Source organism: Stenotrophomonas sp. YAU14A_MKIMI4_1 (assembly GCF_003086855.1).
In the GTDB taxonomy this organism is placed as follows: Bacteria; Pseudomonadota; Gammaproteobacteria; order Xanthomonadales; family Xanthomonadaceae; genus Stenotrophomonas.
This window is the reverse complement of the sequence record NZ_CP025998.1, coordinates 3,911,174-3,935,647: the sequence shown is the minus strand read 5'-3', so window position 1 is coordinate 3,935,647 and position 24,474 is coordinate 3,911,174. Positions and strand designations below refer to the sequence as shown.

The following is a 24,474-nucleotide window of genomic DNA, read 5'->3' as shown; positions in this document are numbered from 1 at the left end:
CTGGTCGACTGCTCTTCCATCAGCCGAGGAAAACCCCGCGCTGCGCGCGATAGTCGACCAACGGTCGACTCTACCGTCGCGTTTCCAGTAGATCCACGCCATGCGTGGATGGCGCTTCCGGGGGCGGCCGTCACCAGCGCAGCTTGCGCCGGGCCAGGGCGTGGGCCAGTTGTTCCATCAGTTGCTGCGCTTGCGCCTGCGGCAGGTAGTTCAGGGTCAGCGCCACATCGCCGTGTGCGCCGGCCGTATCCAGTTGCAGGCTGGCGGTGCCCAGCAGCTTGTCCAACGGCGTGCGGCGCAGGCGCAGCGCCTGCACCTTGTCCAGTTCGGCCCAGCGCCACCAGCGCTTCCACCAGCCGCCGCGCACGGCCACGAAGTGGTCGTCCAGGTACCAGCCCATGCGCGCCATCTGCCGGTGCGCGGCCAACAGGGCGATCGGCAGCCACGCCAGCACGGCCAGCCCGAACGTGCCCCAGCGCCAGTACGCCGCGGCCGCCAGCAGCGGCACCAGCAACAGGCTGCCCAGCGCCAGCCGCCACCAGCCGCGCTGGCGCACCGGCTGCCACTGTGGCGGTGGCCACTGCAGCTGCGGCAACAGATGCTGCACCAGGCCGTCGCAGGTTGCCGCCGGCGCCAGCGGCGCCAGTTCGCGCAGGGCGCGGTCGTCGTCGCGCGAGGGCCCGCCGGCGGCACTGTCGATGCGCAGTTGGCGCAGCCCGAACCAACGGTGCAGGGTGCTTTCGCGCAGGGTCCAGGCCTGGATGCGGCGCCGCGCCACACTGCTGCGGGTGCGGCTGAGCAGGCCGGTGGCCACGGTCAGGCGGCGCTCGCGCTCGCTCAGGGTGAAGCCGTGGTAACGCAGCAGGGTCAGCGCGACCGACAGCACGCGCAGCGCCAGCCAGCCCAGCAGCAGCACGCTGGCCGCCAGCAGCAGCGCACCGGTGGTGCCCGGGTGCAGGTGGCTGACGAAGCCGAACGCCTGGCGGCCACCGCGCTGGATCGCATCGTCCATCACCGGCCGTGGCACGGTCTGGAACAGCAGGCCGAAGGCGGCCACCGCCAGCGCCCAGCCGCGGTTGGACAACAGCCCCATGCGCAGCACGTCCCAGCTGGACAGGCGCAGCAGCACGTGGTCCTGCGCATCGTCCGGCGCGACCGCCTGCGGTTGATCGTCGGCCACGGCCTGTGGCGCCTGGCCGCGCTGGCGCACCAGTTGTTCCAGCGCCAGCGCCTGGTCCAGCCGCAGCACGCGCATTTCCGCTTCCGGGCGTACGCCGCCGGCCGATTCCAGGCGCAGTTCGGCCACCCCGAACAGACGGTGCAGTGGGTTCTGCCGCACTTCCACGTTGTGGATGCGGGCGAAGGGAATTTCGCGCCGGTTGCGCGCGAGCAGGCCGCTGCGCACGGTGATCGCATCGGCGCCGATCTGGTAGCGGTAGCTGAGGTACTGCAGCACCGACACCAGTACCAGCGCGACGATGGCGCCCAGTGGAATCAGCTGCGCCCACATCGGGTCGCGGTCGCCGCGCTGGCCGAACACCAGCAGCGCCACCAACGGCAGGAAGTAATGGCGCAGCTGCATCAGCAGCACGAACAGCCACGACCAGGGGTGCAGGCGCTGGTCCTGGCCGCCGGTGGGCAGCGCGGCAGGCAGGGGCGGTGGCTGGCTCACAGGGCGTCGGCGTCCTGGTCCAGCTGGTGGGCCAGGGTGTCGCGCAGGCGTTCGGCATCGGCCTGGTCCAGGCCGTTTACGGTGACCGCGCTCATGCGGGTGCCGGCGGTGTGCACGATCAGCGTGGCCAACCCGGCGCGGCGCTCCAGCGGGCCACGGCGCAGGTCCAGGTGCTGCACGCGCGACACCGGCACCCGCGTTTCCAGCTGCCACATCAGGTCGCGGCGCAGGCCCAGGCCCTGTGCGTCCAGGCGCCAGCGTGTGCGCCGGGTGCGGCGGTGGCCGATCCATGCGCCGAACAGCACGCCGGCCAGCAGGGCGGCACCGGCACTCCACAGGCCACCGGGGGCATCGAAGAACCAGCAGGCCGCGGCCAGCGGGGCGCCGGGAATGAACACACCGCCGAACGCGCCTTCCAATGCGGCCAGTACTGCCGCACGTGCGGGCAGCGGCTGCCAGTGGTCCAGGGGCGGCGCAGGGTCGGCAATCGGCAGGTCGGTCACGCAGGCATCCGTCGGGCAGCAGGGCGGGCGGTGGCGGCCGCAGCCGCACCGCGCTGACGGTAGCAAATCGGCCGCGTTACTGGGCGGCCTGGATCAACGCATCCACATCCAGCAGGTGGCCGGCGCGGTCGGCCTTGGTGCGCAGGTACTGCTCGTTCTCGGCGGTGATCTCGCCGGTGACCGGAATGCAGTCCAGCACTTCAATGCCGGCATTGCGCAGGCGCTGCGCCTTGGTCGGGTTGTTGCTGAGCAGGGCCACGCGGGTGATGCCCAGGCCGTGCAGCATGGCCACCGCGCTGCCGTAGCGGCGCTCGTCGGCACCGAAGCCCAGCTGCGCGTCGGCATCGATGGTGTCCAGGCCGTCGTGCTGGTAGCCGTAGGCGCGCATCTTGGCGGCAATGCCGGTGCCGCGGCCTTCCTGGTCCAGGTACAGCAGCACGCCGCCGCCCAGTTCCTTCAGCTTGCGCAGGCCGCGCCGCAGCTGGTCGCCACAGTCGCACTTGAGCGAACCGAACAGGTCGCCGGTCAGGCACGAGGAATGCACGCGCACCGGCACTACGGCCGACAGGTCGGGTTCGCCGACGATGATCGCCACCTGGTCGCGCTGGGCCACGCCGCCGCGGAACACGGCGAAGGTGGTCATGCCCACATCGCGCAGCGGTACCGGCGAACGCGCCACCAGTTCGTAATCGTGGGCCGCATGGGCGGCGCCTTCGGCCAGATCGCACAGGGCCACTTCCGCTGCGCCGTCGAAGGTGCGGTCGTCGTCGGCCAGGCGCACCCCCACCATGGCCGGCAGCAGCAGGCCCAGGCGGGCCAGTTCCACGGCGCCGGCGTCGAAAGCATCGCCTGCGCTCCAGCCATCGGGCATCGGGCCGGGTTCGCGCAGGTAGCCCAGCGACGGCAGCGCATCGAAGGCGATGCCGGCCAGTGGCAGGCGCGCGCCGTGCGCGGCCTCCACGCCCAGCACGCGGGCGCGGGTGGCGGTCAGGAACAGGTAATGGCGTTGCTGGGCGGCGTTGGCGAAGGCGGCAAAGCTGCTGGCGGTGGCGCTGTCCAGCGCGATCACCGCCAGGCGCTGGCCCTGGCCGTCGTGCAGCAGGACCGGGCGACCGGCACGCAGTTCGGCCACCGCGCGTTCGCAGCGGATCGCGGCAGGGTCGCCGAACAGAGAAGAAGCAGGCATGGAAGGACCGGGGGAGGCGGACATCGCAGTCTCTATGGGGGCGCCGGCGTCGTATTCAACATAGCGCGATCGCCGGCGTCCGGCCGTCAGTGCGGGTGCTTTTCGGTGGCGTAGGGGTCGTCTTCGCCGCTGCCCGGCGGCCGCAGCGTATAGCGCTTGTAGGTCCACTGGTACTGCGAAGGGTCGCGCCGGGCAATGCGTTCAATGCCCGCATTGAGGGCGGCCACGGCCACCTGCGGGTCCGGGTCGGCCACGGCCGGGTCGGTTGGTTCGATGTGCAGGGCGAATTCCATGTCCGGACCAATGCGTTCGCACCAGCCGTACAGCACGGTCGCGCCGGTGCGCTCGGCCAGCCGGTTGACCAGGGTCATGGTCAGCGCCTGCACGCCGAAGAACGGCACGAACACGCCGTCGCCGGCCTTGGGCTGCTGGTCGGGCAGGATGCCGGTGGCACCGCCGTCCTTCAGTACCTTGAACAGCTGGCGCACCGCCGGGCCTTCGGCACGCACCTGCTGCACGTTCTGGCCGCCGCGCACCAGCTGCAGGAAGGCATCGCCGGCCTCGTCTTCCGGTGGCTTGTAGACGATGGCGATCTGCCCGCGCGAGGCCAGCCACTGGTTCAACAGCTCCCAGTTGCCGAAGTGCGGGGCGGCCACGATCACGCCCTTGCCGCTGGCCAGGGCGGCGTCGTACAGGACCTGGCCATGGCGCTCCTTCAGGTGCAGCCGCAGGTTGTCGGCCGGGCGCTGGCTCCACAGGCGCAGGGTTTCGATGGCCTGCAGCGCGGTCGAGCGCAGCACCTGGCGGTGCAGGGCGGTGCGCGTGGTCGCGTCCAGTTCCGGGTAGGCCAGTTCCAGGTTGCGGCGGGTCACCCGGCTTTCGCGGGCGTCCAGGCGGATCCACGCCCAGGCCAGGGCGTGCGCGAACCCCCGCAGCAGCGGCCAGGGCAGGCGGGCGAACAGGGAGGTGGCGCGGTAGACCAGCCGGGCTTTGCGTTGCGGATTCATCGCCCCCAGTTTAGCCAAGGGCGCTGCTATCGTGGCCGGCCGTGTTCAAAGGAAGCCCCCGCATGCTCGTCCTGATCCAGCGCGTCAGCCAGGCCGCCGTCCACGTAGAGGGCGAAGCGGTGGGGCAGATCGGCCCGGGCCTGCTGGCCCTGGTGGGCATGGAACCGGGCGACACCGAGGCGCAGCTGCAGCGCATGGCCGAACGCCTGCTTGGCTACCGTGTATTCGCAGATGAGGCCGGGCGCATGAACCGCTCGCTGCGCGACACCGGCGGCGGCCTGCTGCTGGTCAGCCAGTTCACCCTGGCTGCGGACACCCGTTCGGGCATGCGGCCCAGCTTCACCAGTGCCGCTCCGCCGGACGAGGCTGAACGCGGGTTCAATCGATTTGTCGATATCTGCCGTGAAAATCATGCCCCGGGGGTGGAAACGGGCCGATTTGGTGCCCATATGGTCGTCAGCCTGGTCAATGACGGTCCCGTGACCTTCCTCCTCAGGCCCTAGGCCGCCGGGACCACCGCCCGGCAGGCCGGGCCCCGGGCTGGTATAATGCTACGTTCCCTATTTCTCCCTAGCCGGTGGCGCGAGCACTACATGGCCAACGAACGTCCTGCCCAATCCGAAATCAAGCAACTGATCAGCAAGGGCCTGGAACAGGGCTACCTGACCTACGCCGAAGTCAATGACCATCTGCCGGACGACATGGTCGATCCGGAACAGATCGAAGACATCATCGGCATGATCAACGGCATGGGCATTGATGTCCATGAAGTTGCGCCGGATGTGGAAACCCTGCTTCTGAACGACGGCAACACGGGCAACCGTGAGGTCGACGACACCGCGGCCGAAGAAGCCGCCGCAGCGCTGAGCGCGCTGGACACCGAAGGTGGCCGCACCACCGACCCGGTGCGCATGTACATGCGCGAAATGGGCACCGTCGAGCTGCTGACCCGCGAAGGCGAAATCGCCATCGCCAAGCGCATCGAGGAAGGCCTTTCGCAGGTGCAGGCCGCGCTGGGCCAGTTCCCGGTGTCGGTCGAATCGCTGTTGAACGATTACGAAGCCCACAAGGAAGGCAAGAAGCGCCTGGCCGAAGTGATCGTCGGCTTCAACGACCTGGCCGACGAAGAGCCGGCGCCGCCGGCTGCCGCCGCCGCCGATGACAGCGACGACGCTGACGCCGATGGCGACGAGGACGAGGACGATGATGTCGACGGCGGCGATGAAGAAGCCGCACCGACCGGTCCGGACCCGGAAGAAGTCGCTGCGCGCATGCAGGCGCTGAGCGATGCCTTCAATGCCTTCAAGAAGGCTGCCGGCAAGAACGACAAGAAGAACCTGCCGCGCCTGCGCGAAGAAATGTCGGCCGTGTTCGTCACCCTGAAGCTGCCGCTGCCGCTGACCGACGTGCTGACCAAGCAGCTGCGCGACACCATGGCCAGCATCAAGGGCCACGAGCGCCGCGTGCTGAACCTGGCTACCGTCACGGCCCGCATGCCGCGCAAGGACTTCATCCGTTCCTGGGAAGGCAACCAGACCAACCTGGAATGGGTGGAAGACGCACTGAAGCGCAAGCAGAAGTGGTCTTCGGCCCTGCGTGAAGTGAAGGACCAGATCATTGCCGAACAGCAGGCGACGATCGACATCGAGAAGCTGACCCAGCTGGACCTGGAAGAGCTGAAGGAAATCAGCCGTGCCATGGCCTACGGCGAAGCCAAGGCGCGCAAGGCCAAGAAGGAAATGGTCGAGGCCAACCTGCGCCTGGTCATCTCCATTGCCAAGAAGTACACCAACCGTGGCCTGCAGTTCCTCGACCTGATCCAGGAAGGCAACATCGGCCTGATGAAGGCCGTGGACAAGTTCGAGTACCGCCGCGGTTACAAGTTCTCGACCTACGCCACCTGGTGGATCCGCCAGGCGATCACCCGCTCGATTGCCGACCAGGCACGCACCATCCGTATTCCGGTGCACATGATCGAGACGATCAACAAGTTGAACCGCATTTCCCGCCAGATGCTCCAGCAGTACGGCCGCGAGGCTACGCCGGAAGAGCTGGCCAAGGAAATGGACATGCCGGAAGACAAGATCCGCAAGGTGATGAAGATCGCCAAGGAGCCGATCTCGATGGAAACCCCGATCGGCGACGACGAGGATTCCCATCTGGGCGACTTCATCGAGGACACCAACGTGGAGTCCCCGATCGAGAACACCACCAACATCAACTTGTCTGAAACCGTGCGCGACGTGCTGGCCGGCCTCACCCCGAGGGAAGCCAAGGTGCTGCGCATGCGCTTCGGCATCGACATGAACACCGATCACACGCTGGAAGAAGTCGGCAAGCAGTTCGACGTGACCCGCGAGCGCATTCGCCAGATCGAAGCGAAGGCCCTGCGCAAGCTGCGCCACCCGAGCCGTTCGGAACAGCTGCGCAGCTTCCTGGATATCGACTGATTTCCGGGTTGCGCTGATGTGTTGAAAAAACCCCGCTTCGGCGGGGTTTTTTTTGGGGGTAGCGCCGGGCCATGCCCGGCGGATTTGTATCGATATTCGTACTGTTTACGTAACACTATTCGAGCATCTGCCTGCCGTGGCTTTCGAGTAATTCATTTTAAAACAAAGAATTGTGAATAATTGGATGCTTGCGGCGCCTGATCATTTGCGCTAAATACGTAACACTATTCCGTCAGCAAACCCTGCCATGGCCCGCCCGCCACTGCTTCAGCCCCAGGACCTGATCGCCCAGCTTCCCCCGGGCCAGCCAATGTCGGCGGCGGTCCTGGCCGAACGGCTGGGCGTGAACCGCATGACCTTGAGCCGTCTGGTAGCCGCCAGTGGCGACCAGGTGGTGCGCCTGGGCCAGACCCGCGCCACCGCTTACGCGCTGCGGCAACCCTCGCGCGTGGGCAGCGAATGGCCGCTGTACCGGCTGCGCGAAGACGCCACGCTGGAAGAGCTGGGTCGGCTGGTCGCGCTCAGTGGCGACACCTTCCATGTGGACGCCAGCCGCGCGCGATCAAACCTGCTGCGTGCGCCCGAGGGCGACTTGGCCGGATTCTTCCCCGGTCTGCCCTGGTACCTGGACGACCTGCGTCCGCAGGGCTTCCTGGGCCGCAGCTTCGCCCATGGGCGCGGCCGCGCGCTTGGCCTGCCGACTGACCTCAACCGATGGCAGCGCGATGACGTGCTGACGGCGCTGGTGCAGGGCGGGGGCACCGAAATCGGCGATCTGCTGCTGGGCGGGGACGCAGTGCAGGCGGCTCTGGCTGCACTGGACGCACCCCCGGACCGCGTGGACGCGACCGACCGCGCGCGCCAGTACCCCGAGCGCGCGCGTGCTGCGTTGGCCGGCGAAGACGTGGGCTCATCACCGGGCGGCGAGCAGCCCAAGTTCACCGCCACCGTGGAAAGCGCAGGCGGGCGACGCGCGGTACTGGTGAAGTTCGCCCAACCCGAGGGAGGCGACGCTGCACAGCGCTGGGCCGACCTGCTGGTCTGCGAACACCTGGCCCTGCAGACCCTGCGCGGCGCCGGCATGAATGCCGCCCACAGCGAGCTGCTGCAGACACCCACGCATACGTTCCTGGAAGTGGAGAGGTTCGACCGCACCGCCGATCTGCTGGGGCGGCGTGGCTTCGTCTCGCTGCTGGCGCTGTCGGCCGCCTTCACCGGCGAAGCCACGCTGGACTGGCCCTCTGCCGGTGCGCAACTGCAGGCGATGGGCTGGTTGTCGGCGCGCACCGTGCAGGCCATGGCGCGGCTGCATGCGTTTGGTCGCCTGATCGGCAACACCGACATGCACCAGGGCAACGTGGGTTTCCACTTCGTGGACCGCGGCGCGCTGCCCTTGGCGCCGGCGTACGACATGCTTCCGATGTCGCTGGCACCGTCGCGGCTGGGCGTGCTGAGGCAGGATGCGCCGCTGGACGCCGTGGCACCGCGTGGCAGCGGCGAGCTGGAACACCTGCGCTGGGCGGTGCCGCTGGCGGCGGAGTTCTGGGAGCGCGCGGCGGGGGAGGCGCGCGTGGGCTCGGCCGGGCTGCGTGCCTTGGCGGCGGTGAATGCCGAGCGCGTGCGGGCGATGGGCGCGCGGTTTGGGTGAACCTGCCCGGTAGCGCCGGGCCATGCCCGGCGGATTGTTTCGGTGTCGCTTCTGCCGTTTGAATTCTTCCTCTGGCTGCCGCACGCTGGTTTGGCAGGTGCTCAGCACACCTCGTAGGCGGATCGGACACCCCGGTACCGATGCAGACGCGCAACACGCCGCACCATTCCTGGGGCGGGCTGTTGCTTCGATTGATCCTGCATCTGGAGTACAGCCATGAATGATGTTGAGCCCGTTGAGGCGGATCGAGACTTTCCCGATTTCCTGCCGCTGCTGGACTGGAATGACGTGATGCGGGACGAGATTGAGGATCGCTGGGGCTTTGCCCGGCGAGCGACGTTCGCGCTGCTGACGCAGTCTGGCGCGGGTTTGGTTGAAGGATTTGCTGGCGAGAACCGGCCGGGGTTGGAGGGGGCTAGGCGCGCCGTGGCCCTGTTCTGTGAGCATCTGCGGCAGATGCAGGTGTACGCAGAGGCTGCTGAAGATCGGTTGCGGCAGGTGGCGAGCGTGCTTGCCGTTGATGGCTGAGTAGCGAGGGACGGGCAGGCTCCACTACACTGTGGCGCTGCGCAGGGCCTATAGCTCAACGGTTAGAGCAGGGGACTCATAATCCCTTGGTTCCAGGTTCGAATCCTGGTGGGCCCACCAGTTGATCATCTTTCGTCGCCCTATGTTCTTGCAGGCATAAGTTGGCCGTTTTGGACAACTTATGATGGTAAAACGACCATAAGACGCCCCTTCCGCGGGATGATCGCGGAGTTCGGACTCACTGATCCGGGATGAGGTCGTCATAAGACTCAAGCCAACTGCTGGTCGGACATGGCCGAGACAGCCCGAGAAGCCGGTGATCGGCCCAACGCAGCAAGATCAAGATGGGGCGTTTAAGGCCCCGCCGTCCCTATGGGATCGCGGATGTCGTCATTGACGCCAACTCGGCGCGGACACGAGCCAATACGGCATCGCGCAACTCCCCAACGCGCCGTCCATCAACGGCCGCTGCATAAAGATCGTCATCCCGGCATGAAATAGGCAGGCCTTCCAGGCGGAGCGAAGCTGTGGCTTCAATCAGTGCCTGCTGGCGCTGAACTTTGCTGATTATGGGTACCTCCTGCCTGAGGTCCAATTATACCGCAGACCATCTGATAGCCTTGCGCTGTGGTCGTTGTAGGGTGGTTCCGACAGCGCCCTGGGCGGGGGGGCGTGATAGTAGCTGAACGGCCGACGTACGGAGACGAGATGAGCAAAGCTGAGGCGTTCGCTCAACGATTGAGCGAAAAAGAGGAACCCGGGCGGCAGGATTATGAGGAGGCTCTGGGATGTTTAGATGAGGCCGTGTGCGAGGCGGTAGCCGTCGGACAGGCCCAAGCCGGGAGGATGGCGGGACCCTGCATGGGATACGCGACCTATGTCTTTGCCCGCATGTGTGCCCACGGTACGTCTGCTGTACGTGCCGCGCCGCTGTCCCGGTGGGTTGAAAGTGACCATGCTCAATGGGGATTTCATGCAATTGCATGCCATGCTCGTGCGATCTTGGAAGGAAACCTCTTCTTCCATTACCTCATATCTCCGACCAATGAAGACCTTGAAGAAGGCCGTGCGCGGATCACGCTGCTACAACTCAACGACTGCTGCAGTCGCGTCAAGATGTTCGCGGACGATCCGGAGCAACTACGAGGGTTTGAGCGGCAGAGGGAGGAACTAATCGCGCGCTTGAAAACCATTCCCTTCTTTCAAAATCTGGCCCAACAAGTTCGGTCACAGTGTCTGTCTGGTAAGAAGGCTTGGTTCCTGGATCGGGCCCAGCTGGTGGAAATGGTTGGAATGAAGAAGGCGCAGTTCGACGTAATCTGGGATCTGTGGTCACAGCACTCCCACATCCACCCTATGTCGTTCTACCGAATGGAGGCCAACGGTCGTGGCTCAGGCTTAGACAATGCCGCGGATCGCAGCTACTTGATTGCCGCGATGCTCATCTGCGCTGAAATACTGAAGGTGGCCACCGACAGGATGGTGGAAGCCTTTCCCGATGTAGCAAACGCGCGCCAAGGCTTAGAATCCAAGTTCAGCCCTGGTCCTAAGAGCAATAGGCCGAAGTAGGCCAGTGCGGAGCGCGAGGCCTTCAGCCATGAAACGGCCGAGACAGTGTGCGCGGGTGAACTGAACGTGGGAGATGTCACTGGGGCTGAAGGAACTATGGCCGCGTTCGCGCATTTGATGTTCTTGCTCTGGCTGATGAGTTGAACTAGAAGCTGATCTTTGAAGCCAACTAAGAGGCGATAGGAACAACTGCAGATATGGCCAGCAGACGGAGCAAAACAGAGCGAACTAGGCATGGCTACTGCAAACTGACCGGAAAGCCCGGGCGTTTCGTCAAGTCGCACATCATTCCACAGGCGTTGACGAAGATCAGCGAACAAGGTGGCCCATTCTTTCAGTATGGGGAGGGCACGAGGCCTACTCAGCGCTGCAGTAGCTGGTATGACCAAGGTCTTGTCATACGCGAGGGAGAGGACATCCTGTCCGAAATTGACACCCGGGCGATTGAGGCATTGAGGGAGCATCGCCTTGTATGGAGTAGTTGGGGCGAGGCAACGACGCTTGGCAGCTTACATGACGTGATCCAGGATCCCTTTGGGTTCAGGCAGGTCCACATGGATACGAAGATGTTGCGTATCTTCTTCTTGAGTCTGCTCTGGCGGGCTGCGGAGAGCCAGCTCAGCGAGTTCAAGGAGATTGCGCTTCCCGCTGCGGATGCTGAGGTGATCCGTAAAGCCCTGGTAGACGGACTGGAGCCACCAATGAGCTTCTATCCAATACAGCTGACTCAGTTATCTACTTTGGGGCCGGTGCACAATCATGCTCCAAGACGGGATGTCAAATACCTGCCTTGTACTGATGATGTTGAGCGTCCGATAGACATGTATCGGTTCTACTTCGATGGGCTAATCGCTCATATCATGCTTCCCACACTTGATAGCGTCGAGATTGGGGATCTAGGCGCACTTGTTCTAGGGGGAGAATCTTCTGTAGTTTCTTCCACCGTAACGTTTGAGAAATCAGCACAACGGAGAGATATAGCCGCCATCCTCAGAGAGTATGATCTTCACGAGGACTTCTTACGACGGTGAGCCTTCTCGCTTCTGCACTGCTGAGGGGCCTAGCGATTAGGCTCGATCCTTCTTGCCGGGTGCGTATCTTCATTGAGCGGTGTTGAGTGCAGCATCACGAGACAGATTAGACGGCCTAATTGAAGCGAGGGGCTACGTCATCGCTTCTCCGTTGATAGTACTTTTCGCACGACATGCAACGGCGCGCCTGATAGTTCGGCAGCCATGCGGGTGAGAGACCTGATAGACCGGTGCTCTGTGCTTGGGAGCAGGGACCTAATTGCCATTGCTGCCGCCAATGTTTGCCGCTCCTTCTCGGCATTCTTCCACTCACGATGCAGGGCACTGAGCTGTCTGGTAAGCCATGGAAAACTGTTTCTGGCAGGTGTGACGCTGTAGTCCCGGCTGCGGCAGAACTGATCCGTAGAAGGGTAGGGCGGGCCTGCGGTGATGGCAGCTTCCAGTTCCTTTCGAAACCACACGCTACGATTTGCTCGCAAGTGGTCAATCGGCCTGCGTATCCTCCGCGGTGAAGCTCTGCCAATTTCCAATCCGTATTGGGCTGCTGCCGAGGCTGGCGAGGCTATAAGCTGCACGATGTCCACACCAAAGTGAGTAGCTACCGCAATCAGTGATGTCAGTCGCGGGAGAATCGGGCACCGCCTCGTGTGAAGAATATCTCCAAGTTGCTCTCCCCAGTCCTTGGCAGGGCTGCTGACGTTGCTGAGGAACACATGCAGCGACCCCGAGGCTGCTCCACGGACCTCTCCCAGTAGCCGTTTCCCGTATCCAGGGCCGCACACTGCAAATGTGCGGCCTTTTCTATTGAAGGCCCGTGCTTTCGCTAGCTCATCGGGCCTCCCCCTCGCTGTTCAGGGATTGGTGAGCCAGGCGCACACCTCCTCGCGACGAGCGAACCAGCCTCTGCGCCCAGGAATCTGGAACATCTTGATGGTGAGCCGTCCGGTTCGGCGCGCTTTTGCGAGGGCCTTTCTGGTGGGAAAGCCCAATAGTCTGGCTGTGTCCGCCGCAGAGAAGATGGGACTGTCGGGGACGGTTACGCCGAGTAACGGTGCCGCCCAAGAAGACCCGGTGGGGGGGCGGTTGGGGGAGGGATCTGAGAGCTTGGCATGCTTAGTCGCGCTCTGTCCGGTCTGATTGAACCTGTATAGATCTATTGCTGTGTTGATGCAAGTTATTGATATGTAAGATATAAATATATATAACTCGAGTCCGAGAATAGCGGCAGCATCAATCGCTTGGAGTGGCTTTGCTTAGCACGGCCGCCATACACGAGCAGATCGCGCAAGCGATCTAGACTGGGCAGTGCTGCAGTTGTAGGTAAGCTCGAAGCGGCCTGGGCGGTCCGCCGCCCGTCATGGCCGGCTTAGCCATCGAACTGTCGGGCAAGCCAGTGCAGCAGACGCGTGAGCCAACCGGGCCTAGCGACTGAATGTGGCGCCGGGCCGCCCAGCTGCCCTTGGGGCTCGTTCTGCGCATTGAAGTAGGCTTGGCGCAGTCGAGCGTTGACCTCGCGCCCCTCACGGATCGCCACCTCGCTCATCCCGGCTGCCCACTCCACGCGACCGCAGGTGATCCAATAGTGCGACCGGCAGGGGAAGCTCCAGTTGCCGATCGAAGGCCGAAGCGAAGCGCCGCTTGTGGTTCGTTTTAGCCGCCATTGGACTGGCGAGAGAGGCGTGATCACCTCCCTCCCGCAGCCGCAGGCGCAGGCGTGTGCAGCACAGTTAAAGCGGTTGGAGACGTAGAGGACCCCCGGCGTCAACGGCTGGGGAAAGCTCTCTACCTCGCTCAATTGATAGCGTCGGGTCTTCACTCGCCCACCCGCGTGCAGGCCATGGTGCCCGTCGCCGTCGTGTATGTGGTGAGCGGGGCATCTCCACTACCGATGTAGAACCCACGGCGTTTCTTCCACGCTTCGACTGCAAAGAAGGCGTTGAGCGCGTTTAGATCGCCAACCTGCACGTTGGTGGCATACAAGTTGTCGTCCTGGTGCGACGCCGTGGGCATTGTCCTGAGCGCCTCCGGCCCGGTTCGCGGGTCGAGCACAGATAGCCGGACGATTGCGAACAACCCGGACTCCGGCGTTAGCTGTACGCCCATTCCGGTGTCGAACATAACTGTGCCGGTCGAGCTGATCGTGTCCGCGATCAGTCTCCGCGTCTCGCCCCGGTCGACGCAGACGAAGACGGCGTCGTAGGCGACCAGCTCGGCTACGTTTTGTGGTTCGATCATGACTGCGTGGGGGCGTACACCTCCGTGCAACTGGCTGTAAACGCTCGCGAGATAGTCGACCTTTGTCACCCCATCTTGCAGGACGTGAAATGGCACGGCGCCGGGATACCGGAAGGCGTTGTGCTGCTGCAGTTGGTCGCCGTCGTAAAGATGGATTTCAGCCACAGGTGTCTTTGCGATCAGATCTAGAACATAAGCGCCAGTTCCGCCCAGCCCCACGATAGCGATCCGTTGCCCGGCTAGCCGTCCAGTCGCCACGGCGATGCCTGCACGGGTCGAGGCCGTGTCGGTATACACGAACGGACCGTCACCTTCCTGAGCTAGGACGGGCTTGAACACCTGCGCTTTCAAGGAGGGGTGGATGGCCTGCGCGTGGCCAACCAGCATGTTTGTGTAGGCCATGACCTTGTCGTAATAATCAGCGTACTGACCCGACCGAGGCTTTGCCGAGAAGAAGTGGTCGACCTTAATGCGCGGCGTGAGCTGCTGCTCGGTACTCTGGTTAATGATCTTGTCGAGCCGCGCCCCCTTTGAGTCGCACGGCGTGTCTCCTATGAAGTAGGCGGTGTGGTCGGATGGCGTCACTGCGATGTCCGCAGTAAGGTCGAGGCGAAACACCAGCGTCCCACGACGGGTTTCGCGGCTTGCAGTCACATATGGGATGTCATGGACGAGGAGGTAGCCGTCGGCCACCTCCAGCGTCATGCCCTCATTGCGCAGGCGCATTAGATTGGGACTACGACTTATCAGTGAGGAGCACATAAAACTCCATCCCTCCCTTCGCCTCGACGGACTGTCCGATTACCAGGTTGCCCGCGGGGTTTGCACGGGGTCCGTGGCTGTAAGTCACGGTGTACTCGGCCTTTTCATCCGCCGGGTTCGCGTCGGGGTGCGCGAGGCGGACCACCGACCAGAAATCCAACACGCGCTGATGCACCTGATGGGGCCGCGTGTTGACAAAGACCTCAATCGCGATTCGTTGCGTGGCAAAGCGTTCGACCTCGGCGCCGCCCAGGTCGAATGGTTCGTTGTCGCGAACAAGACGGTCTTCACCCCCGACGACGATGTGGAACACATCGTGGTCGGCCGGCTCGACGCGGGCTAACTGCTTCAGCTGAAGGCCGGTGACCGCCTGTAGGCCCCAGTCTCGGGCCTGCTCGTCCACGTACATGCGGAAGGACCGATCGCTACGGAAGGTGATGAAGCGCTCCCGACCCTGAGGGCGCAGGTCGACGGTCTCTTCGGGGCGAATTTCCTCGAGGGCGCCATGCGGCAGGAGTTGGAAGATGAGGTGATCAGCGGTCGGGTAGCGCCCGGCTGCATTCAGCAGTTGGGCGCCGGTGGGGACGGGATCGTCGATGGTTGCGGGTTCGAAGTCGAACCCTTCGTCTGCGATATGCAGCCGGAAGCTGCCGCGAGAATCTGAAGTGGTCATCCTGCAAATGCTCCTCTGGCGGGCACTGCGCCCGCTGTGTGGAAAGAATAGCTAAGAAATAGCCATTTGCAATAGTTGACATAGCTAACAGATCCTGCTAAAGTCTACGTCCGAGGCGGAGAAAGTTTATGGCGCAGCCCAAGAAAACTATGACACTCAATCTCACTGATGCTGAGATGGAAGCATTGGAGTCGTTGTGTGATAGGAAAGACATGAGTAAAACGGCCGTGCTCAAGCAGGCTCTTCGTCTTTATCAGGCCGTCGAGATGCGCCTGGCTGGGGGCGAGAAGCTCTTCTTCGAGGACGAAGACAAGCGGACTAAAGCCGAGGTAGTGATGCTATGACCCGCTATCCAGGTCGCCGCTATTTGGTGGACATGGGGACGGGGCAGCTGGTGGAGGCCGAAATCTTCGACGCCATCAGCCCCGCCGACATTGCCGATTGGCGGACGACCTGGAAACCTGAGATGGATGGCCTCGTCCAAAAGCTTCAAGCGCAGAACGTGCCGCGCCACCTGTGGCCCCAGAGCCATCATTGGGACTGGGTCAGCAAAGTACCTCCTCCCATGGCGATCTTTGAAAAGGGCTACGCTCTGCGATGCGAGGGGCGGCTACAAGGACTGATGCGCGTGAACTCGGTGTCTCAGCGGTGTCGCCTGCCTGAGCAGCAGGGTTCAGACTGCATTTACGTCGACTTCATCGAGACCGCGCCCTGGAATCAGGCGTGGTATTCGGTGACGCCGAAGTACAGTCTGGTGGGGTCGGTGCTGATGGCGGCCGCGATTCAGGAGAGCGTGGACCAAGGGCTCAAGGGACGACTGGGTCTGCACTCGCTGCCGCAATCCGACTCGTGGTATGCCCAACGTCTCGGCCTGGAGGACTTGGGTCTGGATGCCGACCGCTACGAAGGCCGGCTCAAGTATTTCGAGGCGACGCCTGAAATCGCGGCGAGCATTTTAAACGGAGTCAAATTCCCATGAACGAGAGCTTGAAGGACTGGAGTCTGCGAATGGCGCGGCTGGAGCTCGGTCAGGAGATTCGTGCTGGAAGCTTCGGTTTGAAAGATGTTCCGGCATCAGTTCAAACTGGTGCCCTGTCCGAGACGGGTACTGAGTCGAAGGTCGTCTTTGCAAGATTCGTCGAGCTCATGCGGCGCAAGCGCGGGCTTACAGTCGAGCAGCTGGCGGAGGCGTGTGGCATCGAGGTGGCGGACGTCATTAACATTGAAGACGAGGACTTGACAGGTATAGGTCCTCGTACGGTTTACCAGCTAGCTAACTGGTTCGAAGTCTCCGTGTCGAAGCTAATGCAGCTGGCGGGGCTGAAGAATGTGGAAGACGCGACTTTAGCCCAGCAGGGTCTTCGATTCGCTGCTCGTTCGAATTCGATGGCATCGTTGACCAAGGAAGAGCGCGAAGCACTAGATGAGTTCGTATCAGGTCTGGGCGAGCAGTAGCGGACGTCTGGATTCGGAATGTTGCATCGTACGTAGGTCGATTAGAAGTGCGGCGCACACGCTGCGTTGAAATTCGACCTCTAAGGAGCTGGCATGGCAAAGAATGTCGTGGTGTCGCCAAAGACCGCCGCGGATATCGAGCAGCGCGTTGACCGTGTGATCCGCGGCCTCGGCAATCCTGAGCCTCCGTTGGACCTGGACGACGTCCGGGAGTTGCTTCGCTTGGATCGCCGGTTCTACACCGCCGATGACACCAGCTCAGTCGGTGAGGTCGTCAGCAAAATTCGCGTGGCTTCCAAGCAGGTCCTTAGTCGCCCCGGGCTGCTCTGGGATGCCATCAAGAAGCTCGAGCTTAAGGCGCTCTATATCCCAGACCGAAAGCGGATCCTTCTGGACGCGACACTACCGAAACTCAAGCATCGCTGGAACGAAGCACACGAGATCGGTCACAGCCTCTTGCCTTGGCATGAAAGCGTGATGCACGGAGACGATGTGCATACACTTTCGCGCGCCTGCCATGACATGGTCGAGAGCGAGGCCAATTACACCGCGGGCAGGCTCTTGTTCTTGCAAGACCGATTCGTGGAGGAAGCGAGGTCGACGGCTCCAAGTCTCCGTGCCGTTCGAGACCTGGGAAAGGCGTTCGGAAATACCTCCGCCACCACGTTGTATCGCTATGTGGAGTCGTGTGGCGCCGATGCTGTCATGCTCGCGATGATCACATGCCATCCCCATGCTTCGATGCGGCCAGATGGCTTCGATCCGCTAGATCCATGCAAGTACGTCATCCAGTCGCGGGCATTCGATGCGCGCTTTGGCAACGTCAGCGAGATGGAACTGTTCGCATGCATCGAAGGGTACTGCGCGCCTCGTCGCGGCGGCCCCCTCGGCAGCGACGACGTGGTACTGCGTGATCGGAATGGTGCGCCGCACGTGTTCTCATTTGAGACGTTCTTTAACCAATACGAAGCTCACACCTTGGCCATACTTCGAGGACCAAGGAACCCACTAGTCTTTGTTGGCAGATGAGAGCGAGCTATTGACTGACATCTGTTGCGGCGGGAACTATTTTTGCGGAAAGGGATGCCAGCGGTGCCAATTCGGGAACCCTTCAAGCCAATAATGCCCACCTGAAGCGGTGGAGTTCTTCGCTTCACATCCGAGCGCCGTGTTACAAGTGCTCACGACAAGGCCAGTTCCTGCTTAATGACACAAAGTAGACGATTGCCCGTCTGCTGACGTGGGCCGATATGGTTCTGGTTGGTCTTCTGACCAAGCCAATCAAGCGCTTTTCGTAGTCCCATGGTGCCGCAGAGGCCCCGCCTTACCGGACAGTCTTCTGCGCTTGTGCTGCCACTTGGCGGAGACTGAGTTGCATTTGGTGCAAATGATGGTCTATGCCGGCGAGGAGCCTTGGCGCGGCCTCTGAAGCAACTGGGCCCGCAGCAACCGGTAGTGATCTAGTAGGAGTAGGTCGGTACGGCTCGCGCTATCGAAGAATGCCCCCGGCGCAGATAGGGGCGGGCATCCTCTGAGGTTACGGAGTGCCCTTTCACCACCTCAATCAGCCAAAAAATCAACATCAAATTCACTTGGTCTCGCGGCGTCGCCGGGCTCGATCTCGGCCGAGTGCGTGATTGACGGATGGTGCAAAATCGGCGCTCTATCTGGACAAGTTATGGCCCAAGTTGGCGGACAATTTATGATTTCAGGAACACCCTACAATGGCCGGAACATTCTAAAGAACAAGCTTTTCGGCCCTTCCTTCTTTGCTTGCGTCCTGGATGGTCCGGCAGAATCCAGACATCTGTGGCCGCATCTTTGGCTGTAACCTCCCCATCTCTGCTGGACCGGCGGCTCGCCCGATAGACGGACTTGCGAGACTGAGCAGGGCGTGTGTGTAGAGTGATTCTGCGGAGCCATCAGTTGAGCCTTGCCAGGCCCTCAACCAAATCGATTGGAATTCTGAGCATCGGACGCCGAGATGAGAATCCTATACGCCTGCTAAGGTTCTGCAGTAAAGCGCCGATACGTGTGGGTAAGTTCTTCGGCCCTTACAGGAATGAAATTTCCAAAAATTTCCGATCAAGCTGTTGCGGCCGATGTGGAAATGGCGCTTCGCTTGGCGCTACTCGTGGGCGTTTCGGCTGCCGCCCTCGGCCTGCTCTACGAGAGGACCAGCGGCATAGGCAGAAGCGTTTTCTGTAACGCAATCAGCGGGCTCTCATCACCCCATCTGATGATTCTTGGGTTTTTTGCTTACTTGGGTTTGTCCTTGGTCGCGCTGGTGGCGTCGTCAATCCCAAGTCTGGCAGCGGCGGCGGGCAAGGTATCGCGCGAATTCGCGCTCTTGGAAATTCAATGGTGCTCCGCCACGGCCGGATTGCTATGCGGCATCGTGGGGTTCACTTCTCGAACGGTTCCTTGGTGGGGATTGATGATGACTGCCATTGCGGTAAGTGGTGCCATGCTGCTTGCGGCTTTCACATGGTATTGGGCAGAAATTATCAGGGACGCCGTCGAAGATTTTCAGCTACCCCGGGTTGTGCGCATTCGTCGGGCCGTCCTTGCCCTGATTCTTCTCTACTTGTTTTGGGGCCCCTTCGTGGGAATGCAGGATTGGTCGCCGCTCCGCGAGGGGGTTCCGGACTGCTCTCCCTCAAAGGACGTGGGCCAGTAGATCTGTCCCACCATTGCCTCCCCCGCGAGCCGGCTTTCAACACCGCGCTCACACCCCCAGCGCCACGCTCAGGCCTCTGCAAGGAGGCTCCCCATGGCACCCACCATCCGCATCGCGTCCTCTTCCGACCTCCCGCAGGTCGCTGCGCTCTTCAGCGATTACCGGCAGTTCTACGAACAGCCTGCCGACCTTGAACTGGCCACGACCTTCATGCGCGATCGGTTACAGGCCGGCGATTCACTGGTGCTGGTAATCGAATCCGAAGAACACGGAATCGTCGGGTTTACCCAGTTGTACCCACTGTTCGATTCAGTAAGCGCGCAGCGCAGTTTCATTCTGTACGACCTGTATATCTCGCAATCGGCACGTCGCCAGGGCCTCGCCCGTGCGCTGATGATCGCGGCAACCGACGAGGCACGTCGGCGTGGCGCGGGGCGCCTGGAACTGCAAACCGGCCGCAGCAACCTGCCTGCGCAGCGGCTGTACGAAGGCCTGGGATGGGAGCGCGACGACGCCTTCTTCGTCTACGCCATTCACCCATAGGCCGCGCCGGGCGTCGGGTGTCCTGTAAACCCAGCTTGACACCCCGCCCGCCAACATGGACCTTTCCCCCCCATGACTATTGATATCGAATCGCTCAGCCTGCGCGAGCTGGGCGCCCTGGTGGCCGCCGCTGAACAGCGCAAGGCGCTGATCACCTCCCGTCGCCCGGCCGCCGCCGTGCGCCGTCTGCTCAAGGCCGCCGCCGCCGAAGCCGGTTACACCATCGAAGAGCTGTTCGGTGAGGATGCGGAGACCGCGCCCGCGCCGGCCCGCAAAACCACCCGCCGCAAGTCTGGCAAGGTGGCGCCCAAGTACCGCGATCCCGAATACAAGCGCCTGACCTGGACCGGCCGCGGGCGCATGCCGCGCTGGCTGGCCGCCAAGGTGTCCAAGGGCCACAAGGTCACCGATTTCCTGATTCCCGGCCTGGCCAAGCCGACCGCGGGCAAGACCAGCACCATCGGCAAGCGCACCGTCATCAAGAAGGCCTGAGGCCTGCATCCCACTCCCGCATGCGGAGTGGGACCGCCTTCGCATTCCTTATCTGGATCGATCTAATATGCTCCCATCTATCCAGCACGGGAGCGCACGGCATGGCGTTGGGGAAGTGGATGATGGCCGCCTGTACGGCGGTGGCACTGGCGTCGGGCGCGCAGGCCGCGCCGCCGGCCACCTCGGGTAATCCGATCCTGCAGGGCTGGTACGCCGACCCGGAGGCGGCCGTGTTCGGCAGCCGCTACTGGATCTTCCCGACCACCTCGGCCGTGTACGAAGCGCAGACCACCTTCGATGCGTTCTCGTCGCCCGATCTGCTGCACTGGACCAAGCATGCCGACGTTCTGAACGCCAAGGCGGTGCCGTGGGCCAAGCGCGCCATGTGGGCGCCGTCGGTGGTGGAAAACAACGGCAAGTACTACTTCTTCTTCGCTGCCAACGACATCAAGAACGATAGCGAGCTGGGTGGCATCGGCGTGGCCGTGGCCGACCGCCCGCAAGGGCCCTACAAGGATCTGCTGGGCAAGCCGCTGGTGGGCGCGTTCCATAATGGCGCCCAGCCCATCGACCAGTTCGTGTTCAAGGATGACGATGGCGCCTGGTACATGATCTACGGCGGCTGGAAGCACGCCAATATTGTGCGCCTGAAGGACGATTTCACCGGCGTGCTGCCGCTGGCCGATGGCACGCTGTTCAAGGAAATCACCCCGGCCCCGGAATACGTGGAAGGCCCGCTGATGTTCAAGCGCGGCGGCCGCTACTACTTCATGTGGTCCGAAGGCGGCTGGGGCAGCCCGGATTATTCGGTGGCCTATGCCATTGCCGATGCGCCCACCGGGCCGTTCAAGCGCGTCGGCAAGATCCTGCAGCAGGATGAAGCCATCGCCACCAGCGCCGGCCACAACTCGGTGATCCAGGTGCCGGGCACCGACCGCTGGTACATCGTCTACCACCGTCGCCCCCACGGTGACAGCGCCCGCGACCACCGGGTGACCGCCATCGAACGCATGGAGTTCGATGCGCAGGGCCACATCCTGCCGGTGAAGATCACCCATGAGGGCGTGGCGGCCGATCCACTGCGCTGAGGCCGGCCGAGCGGCGCGCCATCAGGCGTTCTGGAACACTGCCAGCTGCGCGGCGAACGCGCGCTGGTAGGCCGGCCGTGCCGTTGCGCGCGCCACGTAGGCGCCCAGCAGCGGGAATTCATCGACGATGCCGCTGCTCTTCAGGCGTAGCAGCACCGACACCATCAGCAGATCGGCGGCGCTGAACCCAGCTTCCAGCCAAGGGCCATCGCCCAGCCGTGCAGACAGTTCGCCCAGCCGCCGCCGCACGCGCTCATCCAGCATCACCAGCCGCTGTGTATACCAGGGTTGTTCGCGTTCCAGCACCCAGGCCAGCGAGCGCTCGACAATCGGCGGCTCCACCGTGTTCAACGCGGCGAACATCCACATGATCGCGCGCATGCGTGCGTTGCCATCGGGCGGCAGCAGGCCGGCATGCTGCTCGGCCAGGTGCAGGATGATCGCGCCGGATTCGAACAGCACCAGGTCGTCTTCTTCGTAAGTGGGAATCTGCCCGAACGGATGAAGCGCGCGGTGCGCCGGTTCCTTCATTTCAGCGAAGCTCAGCAGTCGCACGTCGTAGGCCAGGCCCAGTTCTTCCAGTGCCCAGCGCACGCGCATGTCGCGTGCCAGGCCCTGGCCACGGTCGGGGGAGGTGGCAAAGGCGGTGATGGTCGGTTGCATGCTGCTGCTCCTGCAGGGAAATGGCCTGCGTTACCTGTTCCGACGAACGACGGGGCCGGCAATCGACAGGCCAACCCCATCGGCTGGATGTGATTCGGCAGCAACTGCTTCCGCGCAGGCAACATGGCGTCCCCGCCGACGGGTCTACTGGCGCATCCATGGGTTTTCTACGCTGGTTTCGCACGGCTACCTGCCGTGTTGCGCGCCAGCTCGCTGCTGTTGCCCGCCCGCCAACTCTGTGGAGATCGCCTCATGTTCAGTCTGGAAAATACTGCCGCCCCCATCGCCCCTGCACTCGATGAACTGGTGCCCTCGCGCTACGCCCTGAACGTGGGCGATGTTGAAGTGCTGGTGATCAGCGATGGCGTCCTGCCGCTGCCCACGCAGATGCTGGGCCACAACGTGCCTGCAGCGGACCGCGACGAATGGTTCGACGAGATGTACCTGCCGCACGATGCCTTCGATTGGGCGTTGAACGTGATGGTGGTGCACAGTGGTGATCGCACCATCCTGATCGACGCCGGCCTGGGCATGGACCCGGACCTGCAGTTGCCGCGAGCCGGCCAGTTGATCCGCCGCCTGGGTGCGGCGGGTATCGATCTGGGCGGGATTACCGATGTGGTGATCACCCACATGCACATGGACCACATCGGCGGCCTGCTGGTGGACGGAGTGAAAGAACAGCTTCGCCCGGACCTGAAGATCCACATTGCGGCGGCCGAAGTGGAATTCTGGAAGTCGCCGGACTTTGCCCGCACCAACATGCCGCAGGGCTTCCCCGATGCACTGCGGGCCACGGCCAAGCAGTTCTGGGCCGAGTACAGCGGCCTGGTGCACACCTTCCAGGACGAGCAGCAGATCGCGCCGGGTGTGGTGGCGCGCCGTACCGGTGGGCACACGCCGGGGCATTGCGTGGTGCGCGTGGCATCGGCTGGCCAGGCGCTGACCTTCGCCGGCGATGCGGTGTTTGCAGTGGGCTTCGATCAGCCGAACTGGCACAACGGCTTCGAGCACGATCCGGAAGAATCGGCGCGCGTGCGCATTGCCCTGTTGGACCAGCTGGCCGGCAGTGGCGAAATGCTGGTAGCCACCCACCTGCCGTTCCCGTCGGTGGGCCGGGTTTCACGCGATGGCCAGGCCTACCGCTGGGTGCCGGTGTTCTGGGATTTCTGAGCGGCCACCGCAGCACATCGATCCAATACGGTCGATCAAGTTTTACGGACCATTCGTCACCGATGCGCCCGGATCCGGGCGCACAGTAGCGCCTGTCCAACCACCCAAGACGAGGTTCCCCCATGAAATTTGCTACCCGTACCCTGGCCGCCGCCGTGCTGGCCCTGTCCGTGCAGGCCGGCGTGTCCGCCCAGGCGGCCGAGCCTGTCAAGCCGGCCGCGGTCACCAGCATTGCCCGCACCGCCAGCTACATCACCACCGCCGACGGCGTGCAGCTGTACTACAAGGATTGGGGCCCCAAGGACGGCCCGGTCGTCACCTTCAGCCACGGCTGGCCGCTGAACTCGGACAGCTGGGAATCGCAGATGATCTTCCTGGCCAACCACGGTTACCGCGTGATCGCGCACGACCGTCGTGGCCACGGCCGTTCCAGCCAGCCCTGGGATGGCAACGACATGGATCATTACGCCGATGACCTGGCCACGGTGATCAACACCCTGGACCTGCACGACGTGACCCTGGTGGGCTTCTCCACTGGCGGCGGCGAAGTGGCGCGCTACATCGGCCGCCATGGCACCGGCCGGGTGAAGAAGGCCGTGCTGATCAGCTCGGTGCCGCCGTTCATGCTGAAGACCGCCGACAACCCCAACGGTCTGCCGATCGAAGTGTTCGACGGTATCCGCAAGGCGCAGATGGAAAACCGCGCGCAGCTGTACAAGGACATTCCGTCGGGCCCGTTCTACGGCTTCAACCGCCCGGGCGCGAAGGTTTCCCAGGGCCTGATCGACGCCTGGTGGGCGCAGGGCATGCAGGGTGGCCACAAGAACACCTACGATTCGATCGCTGCGTTCTCGGCCACCGACTTCCGCGCCGACCTGAAGAAGTTCGATGTGCCGACCCTGGTCATCCACGGTGATGACGACCAGATCGTGCCGATCGACATCTCCGGTCGCCAGTCGGCCAAGCTGATCAAGGGCGCCAAGCTGATCGTGTACCCGGGTGCGCCGCACGGTCTGACCGACACTCACAAGGACAAGGTCAACCAGGACCTGCTGGCCTTCCTGCAGCAGAAGTAAGTGCGAAGACGAAGGCCCCGGCAATGCCGGGGCCTTCTGC

General features: G+C 63.2%; 23 protein-coding genes and 1 tRNA gene. 17 read left to right on the top strand and 7 right to left on the bottom strand.

The annotated features are described in order from the left end of the window. Positions 1 to 130: 130 nt before the first annotated feature. From C1931_RS17770 to C1931_RS17755, 4 genes are all read right to left on the bottom strand, one after another. Positions 131 to 1,672, bottom strand: coding sequence for a PH domain-containing protein (locus tag C1931_RS17770; RefSeq protein WP_108757271.1), 1,542 nt, complete (start codon positions 1,670 to 1,672; stop codon positions 131 to 133). After that, positions 1,669 to 2,175, bottom strand: a complete 507-nt coding sequence (locus tag C1931_RS17765; RefSeq protein ID WP_108754275.1) for a PH domain-containing protein — start codon at positions 2,173 to 2,175, stop codon at positions 1,669 to 1,671. Before C1931_RS17765 ends, C1931_RS17770 begins: the two co-directional genes overlap by 4 nt. A 76-nt stretch (positions 2,176 to 2,251) precedes the next feature. Then, a complete protein-coding gene (ribA, locus tag C1931_RS17760) occupies positions 2,252 to 3,385 on the bottom strand; it encodes a GTP cyclohydrolase II RibA (RefSeq protein ID WP_108757270.1) in 1,134 nt (377 codons plus the stop codon). Positions 3,386 to 3,447: 62 nt separating this feature from the next. Beyond that, the gene (locus tag C1931_RS17755) at positions 3,448 to 4,368 is read right to left on the bottom strand and encodes a lauroyl acyltransferase (RefSeq protein ID WP_108757269.1); all 921 of its coding nucleotides are present in this window, start codon (positions 4,366 to 4,368) and stop codon (positions 3,448 to 3,450) included. A gap of 62 nt (positions 4,369 to 4,430) precedes the next feature. On the opposite strand from C1931_RS17755, the gene dtd reads away from it, so the two are divergent. From dtd to C1931_RS20355, 7 genes are all read left to right on the top strand, one after another. Continuing rightward, positions 4,431 to 4,871 carry a D-aminoacyl-tRNA deacylase gene (gene dtd / locus C1931_RS17750; RefSeq protein WP_108757268.1) on the top strand — a complete coding sequence of 147 codons (441 nt, stop codon included), beginning with the start codon at positions 4,431 to 4,433 and terminating at the stop codon, positions 4,869 to 4,871. A 90-nt stretch (positions 4,872 to 4,961) separates the two neighbouring features. Continuing rightward, the gene (rpoD, locus tag C1931_RS17745) at positions 4,962 to 6,818 is read left to right on the top strand and encodes an RNA polymerase sigma factor RpoD (RefSeq protein WP_108757267.1); all 1,857 of its coding nucleotides are present in this window, start codon (positions 4,962 to 4,964) and stop codon (positions 6,816 to 6,818) included. Positions 6,819 to 7,065: 247 nt separating this feature from the next. Then, positions 7,066 to 8,466 carry a type II toxin-antitoxin system HipA family toxin YjjJ gene (yjjJ, locus tag C1931_RS17740; protein WP_108757266.1) on the top strand — a complete coding sequence of 467 codons (1,401 nt, stop codon included), beginning with the start codon at positions 7,066 to 7,068 and terminating at the stop codon, positions 8,464 to 8,466. 216 nt (positions 8,467 to 8,682) lie between these two features. After that, positions 8,683 to 8,994 carry a hypothetical protein gene (locus C1931_RS17735; protein WP_108757265.1) on the top strand — a complete coding sequence of 104 codons (312 nt, stop codon included), beginning with the start codon at positions 8,683 to 8,685 and terminating at the stop codon, positions 8,992 to 8,994. A 44-nt stretch (positions 8,995 to 9,038) separates the two neighbouring features. Beyond that, positions 9,039 to 9,114: transfer RNA gene (locus tag C1931_RS17730), tRNA-Ile, on the top strand. A 588-nt stretch (positions 9,115 to 9,702) separates the two neighbouring features. Further along, a complete protein-coding gene (locus C1931_RS17725; RefSeq protein ID WP_159095515.1) occupies positions 9,703 to 10,563 on the top strand; it encodes a hypothetical protein in 861 nt (286 codons plus the stop codon). Between the two features lie 566 nt (positions 10,564 to 11,129). Further along, the gene (locus C1931_RS20355; protein ID WP_199913891.1) at positions 11,130 to 11,594 is read left to right on the top strand and encodes a hypothetical protein; all 465 of its coding nucleotides are present in this window, start codon (positions 11,130 to 11,132) and stop codon (positions 11,592 to 11,594) included. A 1,812-nt stretch (positions 11,595 to 13,406) separates the two neighbouring features. On the opposite strand, the gene C1931_RS17715 is transcribed toward C1931_RS20355, so the two are convergent. Continuing rightward, positions 13,407 to 14,555: a ThiF family adenylyltransferase gene (locus C1931_RS17715; RefSeq protein ID WP_199913890.1), complete on the bottom strand. Its 1,149-nt coding sequence runs from the start codon at positions 14,553 to 14,555 to the stop codon at positions 13,407 to 13,409. Between the two features lie 10 nt (positions 14,556 to 14,565). After that, entirely contained in the window at positions 14,566 to 15,264 is a 699-nt protein-coding gene (locus C1931_RS17710) for a multiubiquitin domain-containing protein (RefSeq protein WP_108757261.1), read from the bottom strand. 128 nt (positions 15,265 to 15,392) lie between these two features. Here C1931_RS17710 and C1931_RS17705 point away from each other — a divergent pair, with 128 nt between their 5' ends. The 8 genes from C1931_RS17705 to C1931_RS17670 all read left to right on the top strand — a co-directional run bounded on the left by C1931_RS17705 (position 15,393) and on the right by C1931_RS17670 (position 21,522). Beyond that, entirely contained in the window at positions 15,393 to 15,608 is a 216-nt protein-coding gene (locus C1931_RS17705; protein ID WP_199913889.1) for a ribbon-helix-helix protein, CopG family, read from the top strand. Continuing rightward, the gene (locus tag C1931_RS17700; protein WP_159095513.1) at positions 15,605 to 16,243 is read left to right on the top strand and encodes a GNAT family N-acetyltransferase; all 639 of its coding nucleotides are present in this window, start codon (positions 15,605 to 15,607) and stop codon (positions 16,241 to 16,243) included. Before C1931_RS17705 ends, C1931_RS17700 begins: the two co-directional genes overlap by 4 nt. Continuing rightward, complete coding sequence (locus tag C1931_RS17695) at positions 16,240 to 16,719, top strand: helix-turn-helix transcriptional regulator (RefSeq protein WP_108757259.1); 480 nt, start codon at positions 16,240 to 16,242, stop codon at positions 16,717 to 16,719. Before C1931_RS17700 ends, C1931_RS17695 begins: the two co-directional genes overlap by 4 nt. Positions 16,720 to 16,812: 93 nt before the next feature. Next, positions 16,813 to 17,748 carry a DUF955 domain-containing protein gene (locus C1931_RS17690; RefSeq protein WP_108757258.1) on the top strand — a complete coding sequence of 312 codons (936 nt, stop codon included), beginning with the start codon at positions 16,813 to 16,815 and terminating at the stop codon, positions 17,746 to 17,748. A 1,033-nt stretch (positions 17,749 to 18,781) separates the two neighbouring features. Further along, entirely contained in the window at positions 18,782 to 19,399 is a 618-nt protein-coding gene (locus tag C1931_RS17685; protein ID WP_159095512.1) for a hypothetical protein, read from the top strand. 93 nt (positions 19,400 to 19,492) lie between these two features. Next, positions 19,493 to 19,942, top strand: coding sequence for a GNAT family N-acetyltransferase (locus tag C1931_RS17680; RefSeq protein ID WP_108757256.1), 450 nt, complete (start codon positions 19,493 to 19,495; stop codon positions 19,940 to 19,942). A gap of 72 nt (positions 19,943 to 20,014) precedes the next feature. After that, positions 20,015 to 20,434, top strand: coding sequence for an H-NS histone family protein (locus tag C1931_RS17675; protein ID WP_108757255.1), 420 nt, complete (start codon positions 20,015 to 20,017; stop codon positions 20,432 to 20,434). Between the two features lie 101 nt (positions 20,435 to 20,535). Beyond that, positions 20,536 to 21,522: a glycoside hydrolase family 43 protein gene (locus C1931_RS17670; protein ID WP_108757254.1), complete on the top strand. Its 987-nt coding sequence runs from the start codon at positions 20,536 to 20,538 to the stop codon at positions 21,520 to 21,522. Positions 21,523 to 21,543: 21 nt separating this feature from the next. Here C1931_RS17670 and C1931_RS17665 read toward each other — a convergent pair whose 3' ends face one another. Next, on the bottom strand, positions 21,544 to 22,185 hold the full coding sequence (locus tag C1931_RS17665) for a glutathione S-transferase family protein (protein ID WP_108757253.1): 642 nt from the start codon (positions 22,183 to 22,185) through the stop codon (positions 21,544 to 21,546). A gap of 252 nt (positions 22,186 to 22,437) precedes the next feature. Here C1931_RS17665 and C1931_RS17660 point away from each other — a divergent pair, with 252 nt between their 5' ends. After that, positions 22,438 to 23,358 (top strand): MBL fold metallo-hydrolase, encoded by a 921-nt coding sequence (locus C1931_RS17660; RefSeq protein WP_108757252.1) that lies wholly within the window; start codon positions 22,438 to 22,440, stop codon positions 23,356 to 23,358. A gap of 122 nt (positions 23,359 to 23,480) precedes the next feature. After that, a complete protein-coding gene (locus C1931_RS17655; protein ID WP_108757251.1) occupies positions 23,481 to 24,434 on the top strand; it encodes an alpha/beta hydrolase in 954 nt (317 codons plus the stop codon). Positions 24,435 to 24,474: the final 40 nt, after the last annotated feature.

Coding starts and splice junctions, on each gene's coding strand:
- ribA (WP_108757270.1), bottom strand. CDS start 3,385: ATGTCCGCCTCCCCCGGTCCTTCCATGCCTGCTTCTTCTCTGTTCGGC.
- C1931_RS17755 (WP_108757269.1), bottom strand. CDS start 4,368: ATGAATCCGCAACGCAAAGCCCGGCTGGTCTACCGCGCCACCTCCCTG.
- dtd (WP_108757268.1), top strand. CDS start 4,431: ATGCTCGTCCTGATCCAGCGCGTCAGCCAGGCCGCCGTCCACGTAGAG.
- rpoD (WP_108757267.1), top strand. CDS start 4,962: ATGGCCAACGAACGTCCTGCCCAATCCGAAATCAAGCAACTGATCAGC.
- yjjJ (WP_108757266.1), top strand. CDS start 7,066: ATGGCCCGCCCGCCACTGCTTCAGCCCCAGGACCTGATCGCCCAGCTT.
- C1931_RS17735 (WP_108757265.1), top strand. CDS start 8,683: ATGAATGATGTTGAGCCCGTTGAGGCGGATCGAGACTTTCCCGATTTC.
- C1931_RS17725 (WP_159095515.1), top strand. CDS start 9,703: ATGAGCAAAGCTGAGGCGTTCGCTCAACGATTGAGCGAAAAAGAGGAA.
- C1931_RS20355 (WP_199913891.1), top strand. CDS start 11,130: ATGTTGCGTATCTTCTTCTTGAGTCTGCTCTGGCGGGCTGCGGAGAGC.
- C1931_RS17715 (WP_199913890.1), bottom strand. CDS start 14,555: ATGCGCCTGCGCAATGAGGGCATGACGCTGGAGGTGGCCGACGGCTAC.
- C1931_RS17710 (WP_108757261.1), bottom strand. CDS start 15,264: ATGACCACTTCAGATTCTCGCGGCAGCTTCCGGCTGCATATCGCAGAC.
- C1931_RS17705 (WP_199913889.1), top strand. CDS start 15,393: ATGGCGCAGCCCAAGAAAACTATGACACTCAATCTCACTGATGCTGAG.
- C1931_RS17700 (WP_159095513.1), top strand. CDS start 15,605: ATGACCCGCTATCCAGGTCGCCGCTATTTGGTGGACATGGGGACGGGG.
- C1931_RS17695 (WP_108757259.1), top strand. CDS start 16,240: ATGAACGAGAGCTTGAAGGACTGGAGTCTGCGAATGGCGCGGCTGGAG.
- C1931_RS17690 (WP_108757258.1), top strand. CDS start 16,813: ATGGCAAAGAATGTCGTGGTGTCGCCAAAGACCGCCGCGGATATCGAG.
- C1931_RS17685 (WP_159095512.1), top strand. CDS start 18,782: ATGAAATTTCCAAAAATTTCCGATCAAGCTGTTGCGGCCGATGTGGAA.
- C1931_RS17680 (WP_108757256.1), top strand. CDS start 19,493: ATGGCACCCACCATCCGCATCGCGTCCTCTTCCGACCTCCCGCAGGTC.
- C1931_RS17675 (WP_108757255.1), top strand. CDS start 20,015: ATGACTATTGATATCGAATCGCTCAGCCTGCGCGAGCTGGGCGCCCTG.
- C1931_RS17670 (WP_108757254.1), top strand. CDS start 20,536: ATGGCGTTGGGGAAGTGGATGATGGCCGCCTGTACGGCGGTGGCACTG.
- C1931_RS17665 (WP_108757253.1), bottom strand. CDS start 22,185: ATGCAACCGACCATCACCGCCTTTGCCACCTCCCCCGACCGTGGCCAG.
- C1931_RS17660 (WP_108757252.1), top strand. CDS start 22,438: ATGTTCAGTCTGGAAAATACTGCCGCCCCCATCGCCCCTGCACTCGAT.
- C1931_RS17655 (WP_108757251.1), top strand. CDS start 23,481: ATGAAATTTGCTACCCGTACCCTGGCCGCCGCCGTGCTGGCCCTGTCC.